The following is a 17,475-nucleotide window of genomic DNA, read 5'->3' as shown; positions in this document are numbered from 1 at the left end:
TTACGCCGAATCGAAGGAGCCCAGCCATGTCCCCAAGCCTTCCAGCGCGCGCGCCGACTGCCCAAGCCGCTGCCCCAAACCGCGATCCAATTCCCGCACCACCGCGGCGCACTCAAAGCGCCTCCGCCAAGCTGACATCTTTAGGAGAACATTTCATGAACATAGCAAGGAGCACCTCGGCCATGTGGCGCAATTCCGACGAAACCCGCCCCGCCCCGCATCACAGCGAACGGCACGCACACCGCCCCGGTCACCGCCCGCGCGTCACCCCGGGCCAGCGTCTGGCGCAGGCGCTGTTCGATCTGGCCGGTCCGCTCGCGCGCCTTGTCCGCCACGGCGAAACCCAATGGGCCAGCGCGACCTTCACCGGCGCGCGCCACACCTTTGTGCTGCGGTTTCAGGGCACCGAAGCGGTCGCCGATGCCGAAACGCTGACTTTGGCGATCAGCGACGACGAAGTCGCGATCATGGGCGCGCTGATCGCCGAAATCACCGTCACCCGCTTTACGCAGACACTGCTGCCCCAGCCCGAGGCCGAAATCGAGGTCAGCGTCCTGCTGCTCGACCAGGCCTAATACCCGGCTGTCAGGTCCACCATCGGGGCGACAGGCTCGCCCCGGTGCCAGCGGTCGAGATTGGCAAGAAACCGCTCGACTGCGCGCATGAACATCTGGTCCTGCGCGCGCCCCGACAGATGCATCGTGACGTGGGCACCGGGCACCGACCACAGCGGATGCCCGGCCGGCAGAGGCTCTGGCGTACAGACATCGAGAAACGCACCGCCAAGTGCCTTTGCCTCCAGCGCGGCGATCAGCGCATCCTGATCGACCACGCTGCCGCGCGCGACATTGATCAGCACCGCGTCGCGCTTCATCGCCGCCAGTTCGGACGTGCCGATCATTCCCACCGTACCGGGCGTCGACGGCACGGCCAGGATCACCCAGTCGAATTCGCCCAGCCGCGCCCGCCACGCATCGGGCCCGATACAGCCCGGCGCGGGGCTGCGGCGCACCAACGTCGCCTCGACATCGAACCCGGCGAGCATTCGCGCGACACGGCTGCCTATTTCGCCCGCGCCCAGGATCAGCGCGCGGCTGCCATGCAATTCGCGTTTGCCTGGCGAATCGAACAGCCATTCCTGCCGGTCCTGCGCGCGCACCACCTCACGATAGCCCTTGGCGATCGTCAGCATGCCCATCACGACATATTCGGCGATCGTGATCGCATTGATCCCGGTCCCGTTGGTCAGCACCACGCCGCGTTGCTTTAGCAGATCGAGCGGAAAGAAATCCACCCCGGCATAGATCGAATTGAGCCAGCGCAACCGCGTCGCGGCAACGATGGCAGGCGGCATACCCTCTGGTTTGAGCAAGTCGAACCAGCCGATATCGGCCAGCGGCGCCAGCTGCATCAGCTGTTCCGTGCTGGCAAAGCCGCGCAGATCGACCCAGTCGGGCACGCGCGCGGCCAACAACGGCACGGCCATCGCATTGACGACGACCACAGTGCGCGCTGGCGAATTGGTGCTGTCCGTCGTGGAAGTCATCACGTCTGTCCCGCCCTCAACTCTTTCGTTTTCTCTTTTTTTCTTTTGTTTTCTGTTTTTTTCGTCTGCCCGGACTTGATCCGGGCCAAAGCTTCTTCTCCGCTTTTAACCCGGCGTCCAGTCCCACCCAAGCGGATCGCCATCCATCACTTCGACCCCAGCCCGCGCAAGCTCGTCGCGCAACGCATCCGACCGCGCAAAATCCTTGTCCGCCCGCGCCGCGCGGCGTTGATCGAGCACCGCTGCAATCGCGCTGTCATCCATCACCGCCGCCTTGGGCCGCAAGCGCAACGCCTCCCGGCCAAGCGTCAACAAGCCCAGCCCCAGCACCGCGTCCACAAGTCCGATCGCCGCCAGCTTCTCGCCCGGATCGACCTTCTTCATCGCCACGATCTCGTCCAGCACGGTCAGCGCCAGCGGCGTGTTCAGATCGTCGCTGATCGCCGCGTCGAACCGCGCCAGCACATCGGCAAAGCGCGGCCCCAGCAGACCTGCACCGTCGCCGGCCCGTTCGCGCAATTGCCCGACAGCCATGACCAGCCGCTTCAGCCGCGTCAGCGCCGCGCCGAGCCCGTCCCAGCTGAATTCCAGCTCGCTGCGATACTGCGCCTGCAAACACATCAGGCGATAGGCCAGCGGATGATAGCCGCGATCGATCAGCAGTTGCAGGCGCAGGAATTCGCCCGAGCTTTTCGACATCTTGCCAGATCGCTCGACCAGGAAATTGTTGTGCAGCCACATCCGCGCACCCGAATTGGCCGGCAGATCGAGGCCACCGGTGCAGCAGAACGCCTGGTTCTGCGCGATTTCATTGGGGTGGTGGATTTCGCGATGATCGATCCCGCCGGTGTGGATATCGAACGGAAAGCCGAGCAACTGTCCGCTCATCACGCTGCATTCCAGATGCCAGCCCGGCGCGCCCCGGCCCCACGGCGAATCCCATTCCATCTGCCGGCTTTCGCCCGCCGGAGTCCTGCGCCAGATCGCAAAATCGGCCGGGTGGCGCTTGCCCGCCACCTCATCGATGCGCCCGGAACCCTCTTCGGTCTGCGCCCGCGCCAACCGCCCGTAATCCGCAACCGACCCGACATCGAAATACAGCCCGCTCGGCAATTCATAGCAATGCGCAGGCGCGATCGTCTGCGCAAATGCGAGCATCTGCGGCACGTAGTCGGTCGCGATCGACCAGTGCGCCGGCGCGCGGATATTCAGCGCCGCGATATCGTCCCAATAGGCCTGCGTATAATGGCGCGACACGTCCCAGATCGACTGCGCGCGCGCGGCGGCGGCACGCTCCATCTTGTCTTCGCCGTCATCGGCATCATCGGTCAGATGGCCAACGTCGGTGATGTTGATCACATGCGTCAGCGCATAGCCCTTGTGGCTGAGCGCGCGGCCCAGCACATCGGCAAACACATAGGCGCGCATGTTGCCGATATGCGGATAGTTGTAGACCGTCGGCCCGCAGGTATAGACGCGCGCCTCGCCCGGATGGACGGGCTCGAACGGTTCGAGCTGGCGGGTCAGGCTGTTGAACAGCACGAGCGGAGTTGCGGCGGTCATGGGTGCGGCATTGCCTTGGGGTAGGGCGCGGCGTCAAGAGCGGGATATAACCCCGGCCACACCCCCTCTTCGTCATTCCCGCGAACGCGGGAATCCAGTGGCGACGTATCGCTCACTCGCTAGCCTCACCGCATTGCGCCTAGCCTGGATTCCCGCGTCCGCGGGAATGACAAGCTTGGATAGGGGATCGTGCCGCGCGAGGTTGAGCTTGCGTCAATCGTCGTCGAACAGATCTGCCAGTTGCTCGACGATCGTGCCGCCCAGTTGTTCGACGTCCATGATCGTCACCGCACGCCGATAATACCGCGTGACATCGTGTCCGATGCCGATCGCGACGAGTTGCACCGGCGACTGTTTCTCGATCCAGTCGATCACCTTGCGCAGATGCTGTTCCAGATATCCCGCACTGTTCACCGACAGCGTCGAATCATCCACCGGCGCACCGTCCGAAATCACCATCAAAATCCGGCGATCCTCAGGCCGCGCCAGCAACCGCGCATGCGCCCACAACAACGCCTCGCCGTCGATGTTTTCCTTGAGCAGCCCCTCGCGCATCATCAGCCCGAGATTCTTGCGCGCACGGCGCCACGGCTCATCAGCCTTTTTGTAAACAATATGCCGCAAGTCGTTCAAACGGCCGGGATTTGCCTGCTTTCCGCTCAACAGCCAGGACTCGCGCGACTGCCCGCCTTTCCACGCCCGCGTGGTAAAGCCGAGCACTTCGGTCTTGACCCCGCAGCGTTCCAGCGTGCGCGCCAGGATATCCGCGCTGATCGCCGCGATCGAGATCGGGCGCCCGCGCATCGACCCCGAATTGTCGATCAGCAGCGTGACCAGCGTATCCTTGAATTCGATGTCGCGCTCGATCTTGTAGCTGAGCGAATGCCCAGGCGAAATCACCACGCGCGCCAGCCGCGCCGCGTCGATGATGCCCTCTTCCTGGTCGAAATCCCACGACCGGTTCTGCTGCGCCATCAGCCGCCGCTGCAACCGGTTGGCCAGCCGCGTGACGACCGACTGCAACCCCTTCATCTGCGCATCGAGATAGGCGCGCAGCCGGGTCAGCTCTTCCTCGTCGCACAAGTCGCTGGCCGCGATCACTTCGTCGAACTGTTCGGTATAGGCCTTGTAGTCGAAGCCGTCGGGAAAGTCGGTCCACGGCCGGTTGGGCCGCGTGGGCAGCATGCCCTCCTCACCATCGTCGGCCATGTCGGCATCGGCGCTGTCTTCGGCCTCTGACTGGTCCTGGTCCTGGTCGTTGTCCTCGCCGTCTTCGCTGCTTTCGCCCGCTGCCTCGCTGGGGTCCTGGTCCTGCGACCCTTCGCTGTCGTCGGGCGCGTCCTCGCCTTCGTCCTGCTGATCGTCCTCGCCGCTGTCGTCGGGATCGGTTTCGGGCATGTCGCTGGGCAGCGTCAGCTCCAGGTGCCCGAGCATGTCGAGCGCCAGTTTCTGAAACGCTTTCTGGTCACCGAGCGCGTCGCCCAGCGCGGCAAAATCGTCGCCCGCTTTGCCAGCGATCCAGCTGCGCACCATCTCGGTGCCCAGCTTCGCCGAATCGGGCACGGGCTGGCCGGTCAGCGCCTCGCGCAGCAACAGCGACACCGCGGACTGCAACGGCACGTCCTCGGCCCGCGCGGCGCGCGCGATCGGGTCGCTCAGCGTGCGCATGTCGGTCGCCGCGCCGATATTGCCGCGGATGCCGGCGTATCCGTCCGACCCGAGCGCCTCGTAGCGGACCTGTTCGATCGCATCGTAGACCGCGCGCGCCACCGGTTCGCCCGGCGCGCGCGCCTGATGCAGTGCGGCGTTATGGTGCCGCAATTTCAGCGCCATCGAATCGGCAAAGCCGCGCGCCTGCGCCACTTGCGCCGCGGGCAATGCGCGCGGCGGCATCGGCACGCGCAAGGACGCGCCCGCCTGACCGGGCGCATCGGCAGTCCATGCCACCTCGATCTCGGGCTCATCGGCAAGCGCCCGCGACGTGCCGGTCAGCACGGCGCGGAACTGGTCTAGCGGCGATTCGTCACGCAAGGCTGAAAACTTCCTCTAGCTCAGCCGATGCTCTGCCCAGTCTTGGCCCAGTCCGCAAGGAACCCTTCGATGCCCTTGTCGGTCAGCACGTGCTTGAACAGGCCCTTGATCACCGCCGGCGGCGCGGTGATCACATCGGCGCCGATTTTCGCCGCTTCCAGCACGTGCATGCCGTTGCGGATCGAGGCGACCAGGATTTCGGTCGTGTAGTCATAATTGTCGTAGATCAGGCGGATATCGTCGATCAGCTGCATCCCGTCATAGCCATTGTCGTCGAGCCGGCCCACGAACGGCGAAATGAACGTCGCCCCCGCCTTGGCCGCCAGCAACGCCTGCGTCGCGGCAAAGCACAGCGTCACATTGACCATCGTGCCATCCGACGTCAGCGCCTTGCAGGTTTTCAGGCCGTCGATCGTCAGTGGCACCTTCACGCAGACATTGTCGGCGATCTTGCGCAGGATTTCGGCCTCTTTCATCATCGTGGGATGATCGAGCGCGACCACTTCGGCGCTGACCGGCCCTGCCGTCAACGTGCAGATCTCGGCCACGACTTCGAGGAAATTCTTGCCCGCCTTGGCAATCAGGCTGGGATTGGTGGTAACGCCATCGAGCAACCCGGTCGCGGCCAGATCGGCAATGTCAGCAGTGTCGGCGGTGTCGACGAAGAATTTCATGATGGGTATCCTGGCTGTAATCCCCAACACCCGAGGCTTGCCAGCCCTATAGGCAAAGCCCCTCGAACACGCAAATCCTCCCCGGAACGGGGAGGATCACGGATGCGCCAGGTACGCCGCCAGTTGCGGATCGCCGCCGGCCGTCGGATCGGCGCGGATCGCGGCTTCCTCGTCGCCGATCGCGCCCCACACCGCGTCGTCGGCATGGTGCGCCAGCTTCTGCGCCAGGGCATCGCCGCCGACCCGCAGCAGCGCGGCGAAAATCCGCGCCAGGACCGGATCGCCCACCGTATCCAGCGCATTGCGGAATTCAGGGACCATCGCCTCGACCACGGCCGGGCCCATTTCGCTGCGCAACAGGTCGGTCGCGGCGCGCGGGCCGCCGGCCATGACGGCGCGCGCATTGGCGATGCCCATGGTTTTCACAGCGGCGGCGATGCGCGGGGCGGCGGCGTGCGCGGCGCGCAGCGCGATCGGGCGGACCCAGTCATCGAGGCGCCGGTGAAAATCGTCCGACATCAGCGCGCGCTGCAACACCATGCCGGCCACACCGCCGCCCAGATCGAGGCCCATGACAAAGCGATCCCACACCCCGCCAGGCGCATACAGCTTTGCCAGCGCGCGTTCGGTCGATTTGCGCAGCAGGCGGCGCACCGCTTCATCGACACTGAGCGGAGGCAAGGCAGCGCAGGCCGCGAGCAAAGCGGCCATGCCGCCGATCGTCGCGCGCCGGGAAAGGATTGCAGGCGTCATCACGGCTCCGATTTGCACTGGGTAGAAATCACCACGCGCACTATATCCCGCCAAACATGAACGCCGCCAAGACCTTTCCCCCCACGCCCGTTCCGGCACGGTGCCGTTGCCTGGTGTTCAATCCGGTGCTGGAAGTGCTCGATTACCGCGTGCCGGCGGGCATGACGGTGGAGCCGGGCAGCGTCGTGCTGTGCCCGCTCGGTCCGCGCCAGATCCTGGGGATCGTGTGGGACGAAGGGCGCCTGCCAGGCGCGGATTTCCCGATCGCCAAATTGCGCCCGCTGTTGCAGGTGCTGCCGGTGCCGCCGCTGGCCGAGCCCTTGCGGCGGCTGATCGAATGGACCGCCGATTATTACCTGTCGTCGCTGGCCTCGGTCGCGCGCATGGCGCTGTCGAGCAATGCCGCGCTGCAGGGTGGCGGGATGATCACCGAATATCGCCTGACGCAAACCGGCGAAGAGCCCAAACGCCTCACATCCCAGCGGGCGCAGGCCATCGAGCGGCTCGACGGCGCACAGGCGACGATCCGCGAACTGGCGGTCATCGCCAGTGTGTCCGATGCAGTGTTGCGCGGCATGGTCGGTGCGGGCCTGCTCGAGGCCGTGCGGGTCGATAGCGACCGCCCTTATCCGCCGCCAGACCAGGGCCATGCCGTACCCGCACTCAATCCCGGCCAGGCCGAAGCGGCGGCACGGATCATCGCAGAGGTCGAAAGCCGCTCGTTCCAGCCGTTCCTGCTCGATGGCGTGACCGGCTCGGGCAAGACCGAAGTCTATGCCGAGGCGATCGCCGCTGCGCTGGCGATGGGTCGCCAGGTGCTGGTGCTGCTGCCCGAAATCGCGCTGACGCAGAATTTCCTGGCGCGGTTCGAGGCGCGGTTCGGTGCGCCGCCGGTGGCGTGGCATTCCGGGCTGAAGGCATCCGAACGGCGGCGCGCCTGGCGCCAGGTTGCACTGGGCGGCGCCAAAGTCGTGGTCGGCGCACGGTCCGCCCTGTTCCTGCCCTTTGCCGATCTGGGCCTGATCGTGGTCGATGAGGCGCACGAGATCGCGTTCAAGCAGGACGACGGCGTGCGGTACAACGCGCGCGATGTTGCGGTGATGCGTGCACGGTTCGAATCGATCCCGGTGGTGCTGGCCAGCGCCACACCCGCGCTGGAAAGCCTGGCGATGGCCGAGGCCGGGCGGTATGAACGCCTGATCCTGCCCGACCGCTTCGGCGGTGCGCTGATGCCCGATATCCAGATCGTCGACTTGCGCGAGCATCAGCCAGACCGTGGCCGCTGGATCGCGCCGCCGCTGGTCAAGGCGCTGAAAGACCGTGCCGAACGCGGCGAACAGAGCCTGCTGTTCCTCAACCGGCGCGGCTATGCCCCGCTGACGTTGTGCCGCGCCTGCGGCTATCGCTTCTGTTGCCCCAACTGTTCGGCCTGGCTGGTCGAACACCGCCTGTCGCGCCGGCTGGCATGCCATCACTGCGGCCACGAAGTGCCCCCGCCGCCTGCCTGCCCCGAATGCCACGAGCCCGATTGCATGGTCGCCTGCGGCCCGGGGGTGGAACGCATCGCCGACGAGCTGGCCGAGATCCTGCCCGAGGCGCGGGTCATCCTGGCGACATCCGATACGCTCAACAGCCCGGCCAAGGCCGCCGATTTCGTAGCGATCGCTACACAAGGCGGGGTCGATGTGATCGTCGGCACCCAACTGGTCACCAAAGGCTTCCATTTCCCCAATCTGACGCTCGTCGGTGTGATCGATGCGGACATGGGTCTCGAAGGCGGCGACTTGCGCGCCGCCGAACGCACCTATCAGCAGATTGCCCAAGTCGCCGGCCGCGCCGGTCGCGGCGAAAAACCGGGCGAAGTGCTGCTCCAGACGCGCCATCCCGATGCGGCGGTGATTGCGGCGCTGGCCAGCGGCGACCGCGATGCGTTCTACGCCGCCGAGACCGAGGCGCGCCGCGATGCCGGCGCGCCGCCATTCGGCCGCTGGGCCGCGATCATCGTGTCGAGCGAAGACGAAGCCGAAGCAAAAGCGGCCGCGCGCGCGATCGGCGGGACTCGCCCGGTGCTCGACGACGTGGCGATCATGGGCCCGGCGCCCGCACCGCTGTCGCTCTTGCGCGGCCGCCACCGCTACCGCCTGCTGGTCAATGCGCGGCGGTCGAGCGATCTGCAAACCGTCCTGCGCGACTGGCTTGGCACGCTGAAATTTCCGCAGGGCGTGCGGGTCGCGGTGGATATCGATCCCTACAGCTTTGTGTGACCGGGGCGGGACATACCCCGCCCGGCGATGCGCACCGGCGGTTCGTTTTTTGCAGCGAATGCCGCGTTGACATAATTCGGGTAAAACATGAATATGACGTCAGGTTCATATTCATGGGGGAAATCGACATGGCGGCGCACTTCGGGACGCGTTTCAAACAGGCATTGCGGCTGATGCCGTCCGTCTGGATCGGTCTTGCCGCGGTGCAGGCCCATGCTGCCGATGATGCCAAGACCGTCGTGGCGCCATCCGACCCTGCCGAAATCGTCGTGACTGCCACGCGGCAGGCCGAGCCGCTGTCGAAGATCGCGGCCAGCGTGTCTGCGCTGAACGAGGCCGCGCTCGACCGGCGCGGGATCAAGAATGTTGCCGATATCGCGCTGATGACGCCGGGCCTCACGCTCAATCCCAACGGTTTCGGCTCGCAGGCGGATATCTCCATTCGCGGGATCAGTTCGCAAGTCGGTTCGGCCACGACCGGCATCTACATCGACGACACCCCTGTCCAGACACGCGTCGTCGGCTATTCGTCGACCAACACGTATCCGCTGGTGTTCGATCTGGACCGGGTCGAAGTGCTGCGCGGGCCGCAGGGCACGCTGTTCGGCAGCGGGGCCGAAGGCGGCGCGGTGCGGTTCATCACGCCCGAGCCGAGCCTGACCAAAACCTCGGTCTATGCGCGTGCCGAACTGACCGCCACCAAGGGCGGCGACCCAGGCGGCGAAGTCGGCGTGGCCTTCGGTGCGCCGATCATCCGCGATGTCCTGGGCTTTCGCGCCAGCATCTGGACCCAGCACGAGGGCGGCTATATCGATCGCCAGGACCGGAACCCCGAACTGACCGGATCCGCGCCGATCGAGCGCAATGCCAACCACGCCCAGAGCGTGGTCGGCCGGTTCGCGCTGAAATGGCAGGCCGCGCCCAACCTGGTGATTGCGCCCTCGGTGCTGCTGCAGGATCGCAAGATCCACGATATCAGCACCTTCTGGGAAGGCGCGGACGAACCGGACGGCAAACTGGTCAACGGTCAGCCGCTCGCGCAGCCCGATCATGACCGCTTCGTGCTGCCGGCAGTGCGCGCACAGCTTGACCTGCCGGGCGTCACCGTGATTTCCAACACCTCGTTCTTTGCGCGCGTCGATGATGCGATCGACGACTATTCAACGCTGGTGCCGGCGGTGTTCAACCCGATCTTCAACCCGGCACAAACCGGGCCGATGGTCAATTTCGTGCCTGGCGATCCCGGCTACGCCGCGTATGCGCAAATGCGCAATGTGCAAACCTCGTGGACGCAGGAGTTGCGCGCGCAATCGTCGGACAAGGCCGCGCGGCTGTCGTGGGTAGTGGGCCTGTTTGCCTCGACCTCGCAGCAGAGATCATACGAAAACATCGTCGATCCCAAAACGGCCGAAGTCATCGGCGGGCCGCCTGCGGACCTGCTGGGCCAGGCGCTGATCGCCAACACGTATTCGCTTGTCGCCAACTCGCAAGGGCGCGATCGTCAGATCGCCGCGTTTGGCGAGGTCAACTATCACCTGACCGATGCGCTGAAACTGACCGCCGGGCTGCGCGTGGCGCGCGCGACGTTCATCGGGCAGAGCTATGCCACCGGGCCGTTCGTCGGTGCCACGGTCGTTGGCCCGCGCACATCGACCACCGAAACGCCGGTCACGCCCAAATTCGGCGTATCGTACCAGACCGACAAGACGCTATATTATGCCATCGCGGCCAAAGGCTATCGCATCGGCGGATCGAACGCGCCGCTGTCCGATTTCTGCGACATCGGGGCGCAGGGCTATGCCAGGGTGCCCGACACCTACAAATCGGACAGCCTGTGGAGCTATGAACTGGGCGCCAAGACCAAGCTGATCGCGCTGAAAGACCTGGCACCGTTCGTTCAGGACTGCATCCATCGCTTCGGGATCAAGCACGGCGAATGGCTTGCCGTGACGGGGTGGAATTTTTCGAAGGGCAATGAGCCCGACGCACAAACGCCAAACCTGCGCGCCGCGCTCGATCGCGCGAGCCGCGATCTTCCGGTGACGCTGCTCGGCAATGACGGGCATCACGGCGCGTACAACAGTGTGGCGCTGGCCAGGGCGCACACGCCCGCAGGCAAAGCGATCGGGTTCAGCAAGGCGACGCTGGCCACCGTGTTTGCCGCGCAAAGCAAGATCATCGGCGTGGATGCCGCAGGCGAACCCGATGGCACGGTCAACGAAGACGCACGCGACATGATGGATTCGCCCGATCTGATCACGGTCAGCCTGAATGCGCTGATGAAACATCCCGAAAAAGTGTCCGAACGGCTGGCGAAATCGGGGATAACCGCGGTGCAGGACGCGCTGGTCGTGCCAGCGACCGTGCCGTATTACGAGCTGCTGCGCAAATCGGGCCTGATGACCTTTCGCGCCAATCTGATGCAGCTTTACAACCCTGAAGCATTCCGCAATGCGGCGGGCGCGATCGACTATCCGGCCGTGATCACACTGGCCAAATCGTACCGCACCAAATTCGCCGGCGACGATCTGATCCGCGCCGAAGCGCTGAAAATCTTTGCCGATGGCGTGCTGGAGGCCAATCCTTATGCCACCCCGCCCGCGCTGCCCGATGCGCCAAAGCTGACGCCGTACCTTCAACCGACCTTCGGGCCCGGTCCCGATGGCAAGCTGATGGTGACGGGTTATGTCGATACCGCATCGACGCTATGCGCCGACGTGCGCGCCAATCCGGCGCGCTATGCCGATGGTGCGGGCTTTGCCAGGGCGCACGGCTATCTGCCGGCGCAATGCGCGCTGTCGCAGGGGCAATTGCAGCACGATCGCCAGGTGATTCTCGATTACGCGAAAGCCGCGCATCTTGCCGGGTTTACGCTGCATATCCACGCGATCAGCGATGCGGCCGTCCGCACCGCGATCGATGCGATCGAAGGCGCGCGCGCGGCCGACGGCAATGATCACACCCCCGACACGATCGCGCATCTCCAACTGGTCACGCCTGAGGATGTGGCGCGGATCGGGCGCGATCACCTGTTCCTGGCCTATACGTACAGCTGGGCCAACGCCGACCCCGACTATGACCTGGTGACGATCCCGTTTTTCGAACATGTGACGGGCACCGGATACAAGGCATTCCACGATCCGGCGTTCAAGTACGAGCACGAATTCTATCCCGTGCGCGAAACGCGCGATGCGGGGGGTATTCTGGTTGCCGGGTCCGATGCCCCTGTCAACACGCCCGATCCGCAACCGTTCGTCAACATGCAATTGGCGATCACGCGTGCGGTCCCGGGCGAGCCGGCAGCGAGTATCGGCCAACACATCACCCTGCACGAAGCCTTGCAGGCGTATACCATCGACGGCGCACGCGCGATGGGACGCGACCGCGAATTCGGATCGCTGACCATGGGCAAATCGGCCGATTTCATCGTGATCGACCAGGATGTGTTCGCGCTGGAACGCGCCGGCAAGGCAGACGCCATCGGCACGACCCGCGTGCTCAAGACCTGGTTCCGGGGCAAGCTGGTTTACACCCTGGCCAAACCATGACACCGCTGCGCGGGTGAACAAAGCCGCGCCGCGCAATCTCGAACCACGCGCCACGCCGGTCCAGCCGCGCGGGGCGCGCACGTTGCAGGCGGTGCTCGATGCAGCCCATCATATCCTGAAAACCGAGGGTATCGACGGATTGAGCACAGCGGCAGTCGCGCGCCAGTCGGGCATGGCGGTGGGCACGGTCTATCGCCTGTTTCCCAACAAGGAAGCGATCGTCTGCAAGGTCTATGAAGACAAGATCCGCCAGGTTCGCGCGATCGGTAACGAAATCCGGGTGACCTTCCAGCGCGGCGATGACTGGCGCGCCGCGGTGCGCACGTACATCGAAGTGCTCAAAGGTGCCGAACGCAGCACCGATTTCGATATCAGCCTGGCTAGCGCGGGCTTCATGATTCCGGAAATCCGCCGGATCGATACGTTGCATGCGATCTATATCACCGATGATACGGTCGATCTGCTCAAGACGCTGGGCTCGCCGTGGAGCGATGCGGCGCTGTTCGAACTGTGCATGACCACCTATTGCCTTGAAACCGCGTCGTGGCATTACGCCAACACCTGCGGTACGCCGACCGCTACGCTCGCGGACCGCCTGATCGTCTGCGCGCTGGCCATCATGGAGCCGGCGATGCGCGGCGATCCCGAGCCCGAGGACGGCAATATCGATCGCGAGCGGCTGTTGGCGTCGTATCGGAATGATCACAAATGAACGCGCCCTCGATCGGGATTGTCGGCACCGCAAAGGCGCATTACAAAGCGGCGCATGTCATCGATCATGCCTTATATCCTGGCGCCGTCTGAAACTTCGCCCGACTCGTACGGCGACGCCGTCGGCCTGATCAACAGCATTGGTACGGTTCCGTCGATCCTGGAAGTCGTGTGCCAGGCGACGGGCATGGGATTTGCCGCTGTCGCGCGCGTGACCGAAGACCGCTGGATTGCGTGCAGCGTCAGGGATACGATCGAATTCGGGCTTCAGGCCGGCGGCGAACTCGATATAACAACCACAATCTGCCATGAAATCCGCGAGCATCGCGAAATCGTGGTGATCGACGATGTCGATGCCGATCCGGTTTATGCCGGGCATCACACGCCGGCGCTTTACGGGCTGAAAAGCTATATCTCGATGCCGATCGTCCTGTCCGATGGTCATTTTTTCGGAACACTGTGCGCGATCGACCCGCGTCCCGCGCATGTCAGCCAGCCGCATGTGATCGGCATGTTCAGACTGTTTGCGAAGTTGATCGCGCAGAATATCGAAACGCATCAGCAACTGGCAGCAAAGACCACCGACCTGATCGGCGAACAGCAGACATCGGCCTTGCGCGAACAGTTCATCGCGGTGCTCGGCCACGATCTGCGCAATCCGCTTGCCGGGATCAGCGGCGCGGTGCGTTATCTCGAGCGCGAAAAACTGACCGAGCGGGGCAACGCAGTCCTTGCCATGGTCCATCAGACCGTTGAACGCATGGGCGGCCTGATCGACAATGTAATGGATTTTGCGCGCGGCCGCCTCGGCGGCGGCATCACGCTGGAACGCTGTTCGGTGGCGATCGAGCCCGTGCTGCGCCAGGTGATCAACGAACTGCGCGTGAGTTCGCCCGACCGCGTGATCAACGCGCAGCTGGACGTGCCGGGCATGATCGACTGCGATCCTGTGCGCATCGGTCAGCTGTTTTCAAACCTGCTGGGCAACGCGCTGACACACGGCGCGTCCGATGCGCCGATCCGCGCGATCGCCACGATCGATGCCGCTCATTTCGAACTGCGCACGATCAACCAGGGCGACCCGATACCGCCCGAAGCGATGCGGAAGCTGTTCGCCCCGTTCGCCCGCGGCGAAGTCCGCCCCAGCCTGCAGGGGCTGGGCCTGGGGCTGTATATCGCCTCCGAAATCGCCAGGGCGCACGGCGGGACATTGACCGCAACATCGGATGCAAACGAGACCGCGTTCATTTTCCGGGTGCCACTGCGCGGCGCCTGAGCGCGGTACAGGCTGCGTCCTGTTCCCACGCTCGCTCTTTTGTCCCTTCCCCCGTTTTTTCGTCTGCCCGGACTTGATCCGGGCTTAAGCTTGTTCTTGTTCTTTCTCGCTCGCGCCCAAAAGAACGCCTGATCCCGGATCAAGGCCGGGAGCCGGGTTGATGTTGTGCAGTTGACGCAAGCCGGGTGGACCAGAAGTGCACCCCGGCCCGAAGAACAGGTTGAACCGCCCCGCCCCTTGCGCAATATCACAGATGCATGACGAAGCGCCCGGTCCTTGTCCCGATCCTGGGCGACCAACTAACCCCAGCGATCTCCAGCCTCGCCGATCGCAAGTCCGATGATACCGTGGTGCTGATGATGGAGGTGGCCGAAGAGACCGGCTACGTCCGCCACCACCAGGCCAAGATCGCGCTCATCCTGTCCGCGATGCGCCATTTTGCCGACGAATTGCGCGCGGGCGGCTGGCGTGTCGATTACATTGCGCTCGATGATCGCGCCAACACCGGCACGTTCACCGATGAAGTGTTGCGCGCCGCAAAGCGCCACGATGCGCGCGGGATCCAGGTGACCGAGCCCGGCGAATGGCGGGTGCGGCGGATGATGGATGGCTGGGCCGAGGCAAGCGGGCTGCGCGTGCGGGTGCTCGGCGATACGCGGTTCGTGTGTCCCTTGCCCGATTTCTATGCCTGGGCAGCGCCGCGCCGCGAATTGCGGATGGAATGGTTTTACCGCGACATGCGCCGGCGCACCGGGCTGTTGATGGACGGCGACGACCCCGCCGGCGGGCGATGGAACTTCGATCCCGAGAACCGCTCTGGCCCGCCGCCGGGGCTGAACCCGCCGGCGCCGATGACCTTCGTGCCCGATGCGATCACGCGCGACGTGATCGACCTGGTGCGCGCACGGTTCGGTCACCATTTCGGCAGTCTCGATCATTTCGGCTGGCCGGTCATGCGCGCCGATGCGCAAGCGTTGCTCGAACGGTTCCTGGCGGAGCGGCTGCCGCTGTTCGGCCAGTGGCAGGATGCGATGCTGAGCGATCATGACACGATGTTCCATGCGCTGCTGTCGCCTGCGATCAATTGCGGGCTGCTCGACCCGGTCGAGGTGTGCCGGCGCGCAGAGGCGGAATACCGCGAAGGTCGCGCGCCGCTGGCTGCGGTCGAAGGCTTTATCCGCCAGATCATCGGCTGGCGCGAATATATCCGGGGGATGTACTGGCTCGATATGCCCGGCATGGCCAGTGCCAATGAATTGAACGCCACGCGGCCCGTGCCCGAATTCTGGTGGACGGGTGACACGCCGATGCGCTGTATCGCGCAGACCGTGCGCGCAACGCGCGACAATGCCTATGCGCACCATATCCAGCGCCTGATGGTGATGGGCAACTTTGCGTTGCTGTCAGGGCTCGATCCGGCCCAGGTCGCCGACTGGTTCCTGGCGGTCTATGCCGATGCCTACGAATGGGTCGAATTGCCCAATGTTGCAGGCATGGCGCTGCATGCCGATGGCGGGCGGCTGGCGTCAAAGCCTTATGCGGCGAGCGGCGCGTACATTTCGCGGATGAGCGATTATTGCGGCGATTGCGCTTACAAGGTGAAGCTCAAGACCGGTCCGCAGGCGTGCCCGTTCAACGCGCTGTACTGGCATTTTCTCGATCGCAACGCGTCGCGGCTCGGGCGCAACCCGCGCCTGGCGACAGCCTATGCGACATGGCGCCGGATGAGCGAAGACAAACGCGCCGACACACTGGCAAGCGCCGAGGCGTTCCTGATGACGCTGGAACCGGCGGCGCCCGGGTGGGCGCGCGCCTGACAATCCTCCCCGGAACGGGGAGGGGGACCGCCCGCAGGGTGGTGGAGGGGCCGGGCCACAAGCGCCGACTTTACCATGAGGCGCTGTTCATGGGTGTCCCATCGCCAGGTTTCGCCCAGAGGCACCGCCCCTCCACCACTGCCCAAAAAAGACTTGGGCGTGGTCCCCCTCCCCGTTCCGGGGAGGATTTAGGCGCGTTCGCGGGCCAGCAATTCGCGTTTGATATCCTCGCCATAGGCATAACCGCCCAGCTTGCCGTCGGCGCGGATCACGCGGTGGCACGGGATCAGCACCGCGACGTGGTTGGCACCATTGGCGCTGCCCGCGGCGCGTACAGCCCGGGGGTACCCGATGCTGGCCGCTATCGCTGCATAGCTGCGCGTTTCGCCCGGCGGGATCGCGCGCAACGCCTGCCACACCGCCTCTTGAAACACAGTGCCGCGCACATCGATCGGGATGTGATCACCGGTGCCGGGCGATTCGACCGCCGCGACAACATCCGCCAGCAGCGCGGCAAAGCTGTCGCCGCCCTCGATCAGCGTCGCCCTGGGAAACCGCTGGCCAAGCGCCGCGCCATCTTCGGCAAACGACAGCCGGCAGACGCCCTTGTCTGTCGCCGCGACGAGCAGCGGGCCCATGCTGGTCGGCACGACCGCCCAGTGGATTTCCGCGCCGCGCCCGCCATCGACCCATGCCGATGCGGCCATGCCCAGCCGCCCGTCGCTGGCGGCATAAAACCGAGAGGGGCCCGAAAAGCCGGCGTCGTAGATCGCCTCGGTCACGGTGGCAGCCTCGCTCAGCGCCTGCGCGGCGCGTTCCGCACGCAGCGCGCGGGCGTAGCCTGCCGGCGACAGGCCGGTGTGACGGGTAAACAGGCGTTGAAAATGCGTCGGGCTGTATCCGGCCGACAGCGCCAGTTCGCCAAGCGACAGCGCCTCGCCCGCATCACGGATCGCGGCGATCGCGGTCAGGATCGCGCGTTCGTCGCGCGCCAGATCGTCGGGTCGGCAACGCCGGCAGGGGCGCAGACCTTGCGCCTGCGCCTGCGCGCCATCGCTGAAAAAGCGGACATTTTCGCGCCGGGGATGCCGCGCCGCGCATGACGGACGGCAATAGATTCCCGTGGTCAGCACGCCGGTCACGAACCGCCCGTCAAAGGCGCGATCGCGCGCCTGGACCGCGGCCCAGGCCTGTTCGTCGGTCGTTGCAACTTCGGTCATCGGGTGCTCCATCGCGGTTGCCTGGCGTCGCGTCCTTTTGCGCGCCACCGCATGACAATGCATCCCGCGCCT

At 65.1% G+C, this 17,475-nt stretch carries 12 protein-coding genes; 6 read left to right on the top strand and 6 right to left on the bottom strand.

All coding sequences use genetic code 11. From position 1 onward, the window contains the following. Positions 1 to 155: 155 nt before the first annotated feature. A complete protein-coding gene (locus ACOOE2_RS07925) occupies positions 156 to 575 on the top strand; it encodes a hypothetical protein (RefSeq protein WP_420382474.1) in 420 nt (139 codons plus the stop codon). On the opposite strand, the gene ACOOE2_RS07920 is transcribed toward ACOOE2_RS07925, so the two are convergent. The 5 genes from ACOOE2_RS07920 to ACOOE2_RS07900 form a co-directional block, all read right to left on the bottom strand. After that, on the bottom strand, positions 572 to 1,546 hold the full coding sequence (locus tag ACOOE2_RS07920; RefSeq protein ID WP_420382473.1) for a D-2-hydroxyacid dehydrogenase: 975 nt from the start codon (positions 1,544 to 1,546) through the stop codon (positions 572 to 574). The genes ACOOE2_RS07925 and ACOOE2_RS07920 overlap by 4 nt on opposite strands. Positions 1,547 to 1,651: 105 nt before the next feature. Beyond that, positions 1,652 to 3,109: a cysteine--tRNA ligase gene (gene cysS, locus ACOOE2_RS07915; protein ID WP_420382472.1), complete on the bottom strand. Its 1,458-nt coding sequence runs from the start codon at positions 3,107 to 3,109 to the stop codon at positions 1,652 to 1,654. Between the two features lie 213 nt (positions 3,110 to 3,322). Continuing rightward, positions 3,323 to 5,140 (bottom strand): cobaltochelatase subunit CobT, encoded by a 1,818-nt coding sequence (gene cobT, locus ACOOE2_RS07910; protein ID WP_420382471.1) that lies wholly within the window; start codon positions 5,138 to 5,140, stop codon positions 3,323 to 3,325. A gap of 20 nt (positions 5,141 to 5,160) precedes the next feature. Then, positions 5,161 to 5,814, bottom strand: a complete 654-nt coding sequence (gene fsa, locus ACOOE2_RS07905; protein WP_420382470.1) for a fructose-6-phosphate aldolase — start codon at positions 5,812 to 5,814, stop codon at positions 5,161 to 5,163. Positions 5,815 to 5,910: 96 nt separating this feature from the next. Continuing rightward, complete coding sequence (locus tag ACOOE2_RS07900; RefSeq protein WP_420382469.1) at positions 5,911 to 6,567, bottom strand: DUF4197 family protein; 657 nt, start codon at positions 6,565 to 6,567, stop codon at positions 5,911 to 5,913. 56 nt (positions 6,568 to 6,623) lie between these two features. Between ACOOE2_RS07900 and ACOOE2_RS07895 the strand changes: the two genes are divergently transcribed. The 5 genes from ACOOE2_RS07895 to ACOOE2_RS07875 all read left to right on the top strand — a co-directional run bounded on the left by ACOOE2_RS07895 (position 6,624) and on the right by ACOOE2_RS07875 (position 16,183). Continuing rightward, positions 6,624 to 8,831, top strand: coding sequence for a primosomal protein N' (locus tag ACOOE2_RS07895; RefSeq protein WP_420382468.1), 2,208 nt, complete (start codon positions 6,624 to 6,626; stop codon positions 8,829 to 8,831). A gap of 128 nt (positions 8,832 to 8,959) precedes the next feature. Next, complete coding sequence (locus ACOOE2_RS07890; RefSeq protein ID WP_420382467.1) at positions 8,960 to 12,379, top strand: TonB-dependent receptor domain-containing protein; 3,420 nt, start codon at positions 8,960 to 8,962, stop codon at positions 12,377 to 12,379. 13 nt (positions 12,380 to 12,392) lie between these two features. Further along, positions 12,393 to 13,091 (top strand): TetR/AcrR family transcriptional regulator, encoded by a 699-nt coding sequence (locus ACOOE2_RS07885; RefSeq protein WP_420382466.1) that lies wholly within the window; start codon positions 12,393 to 12,395, stop codon positions 13,089 to 13,091. A gap of 54 nt (positions 13,092 to 13,145) precedes the next feature. Further along, complete coding sequence (locus ACOOE2_RS07880) at positions 13,146 to 14,366, top strand: GAF domain-containing sensor histidine kinase (RefSeq protein WP_420382465.1); 1,221 nt, start codon at positions 13,146 to 13,148, stop codon at positions 14,364 to 14,366. Positions 14,367 to 14,623: 257 nt separating this feature from the next. Continuing rightward, positions 14,624 to 16,183, top strand: coding sequence for a cryptochrome/photolyase family protein (locus ACOOE2_RS07875; RefSeq protein ID WP_420382464.1), 1,560 nt, complete (start codon positions 14,624 to 14,626; stop codon positions 16,181 to 16,183). A gap of 188 nt (positions 16,184 to 16,371) precedes the next feature. Here the strand turns inward: ACOOE2_RS07875 and ACOOE2_RS07870 are convergent, their stop codons facing one another. Then, positions 16,372 to 17,403, bottom strand: a complete 1,032-nt coding sequence (locus ACOOE2_RS07870; protein WP_420382463.1) for a bifunctional transcriptional activator/DNA repair enzyme AdaA — start codon at positions 17,401 to 17,403, stop codon at positions 16,372 to 16,374. Positions 17,404 to 17,475: the final 72 nt, after the last annotated feature.

The organism is Novosphingobium sp. (assembly GCF_965214355.1).
In the GTDB taxonomy this organism is placed as follows: Bacteria; Pseudomonadota; Alphaproteobacteria; order Sphingomonadales; family Sphingomonadaceae; genus Novosphingobium.
The sequence above is the reverse complement of the archived record's forward strand: the minus strand, read 5'-3'. Positions and strand labels throughout refer to the sequence as shown.

What these genes read in the sequence shown, in the direction of transcription:
- ACOOE2_RS07925 (WP_420382474.1), top strand. Translation starts at nt 156, where the DNA reads ATGAACATAGCAAGGAGCACCTCGGCCATGTGGCGCAATTCCGACGAA.
- ACOOE2_RS07920 (WP_420382473.1), bottom strand. Translation starts at nt 1,546, where the DNA reads ATGACTTCCACGACGGACAGCACCAATTCGCCAGCGCGCACTGTGGTC.
- cysS (WP_420382472.1), bottom strand. Translation starts at nt 3,109, where the DNA reads ATGACCGCCGCAACTCCGCTCGTGCTGTTCAACAGCCTGACCCGCCAG.
- fsa (WP_420382470.1), bottom strand. Translation starts at nt 5,814, where the DNA reads ATGAAATTCTTCGTCGACACCGCCGACACTGCTGACATTGCCGATCTG.
- ACOOE2_RS07900 (WP_420382469.1), bottom strand. Translation starts at nt 6,567, where the DNA reads ATGACGCCTGCAATCCTTTCCCGGCGCGCGACGATCGGCGGCATGGCC.
- ACOOE2_RS07895 (WP_420382468.1), top strand. Translation starts at nt 6,624, where the DNA reads ATGAACGCCGCCAAGACCTTTCCCCCCACGCCCGTTCCGGCACGGTGC.
- ACOOE2_RS07890 (WP_420382467.1), top strand. Translation starts at nt 8,960, where the DNA reads ATGGCGGCGCACTTCGGGACGCGTTTCAAACAGGCATTGCGGCTGATG.
- ACOOE2_RS07880 (WP_420382465.1), top strand. Translation starts at nt 13,146, where the DNA reads ATGTCATCGATCATGCCTTATATCCTGGCGCCGTCTGAAACTTCGCCC.
- ACOOE2_RS07875 (WP_420382464.1), top strand. Translation starts at nt 14,624, where the DNA reads ATGACGAAGCGCCCGGTCCTTGTCCCGATCCTGGGCGACCAACTAACC.
- ACOOE2_RS07870 (WP_420382463.1), bottom strand. Translation starts at nt 17,403, where the DNA reads ATGACCGAAGTTGCAACGACCGACGAACAGGCCTGGGCCGCGGTCCAG.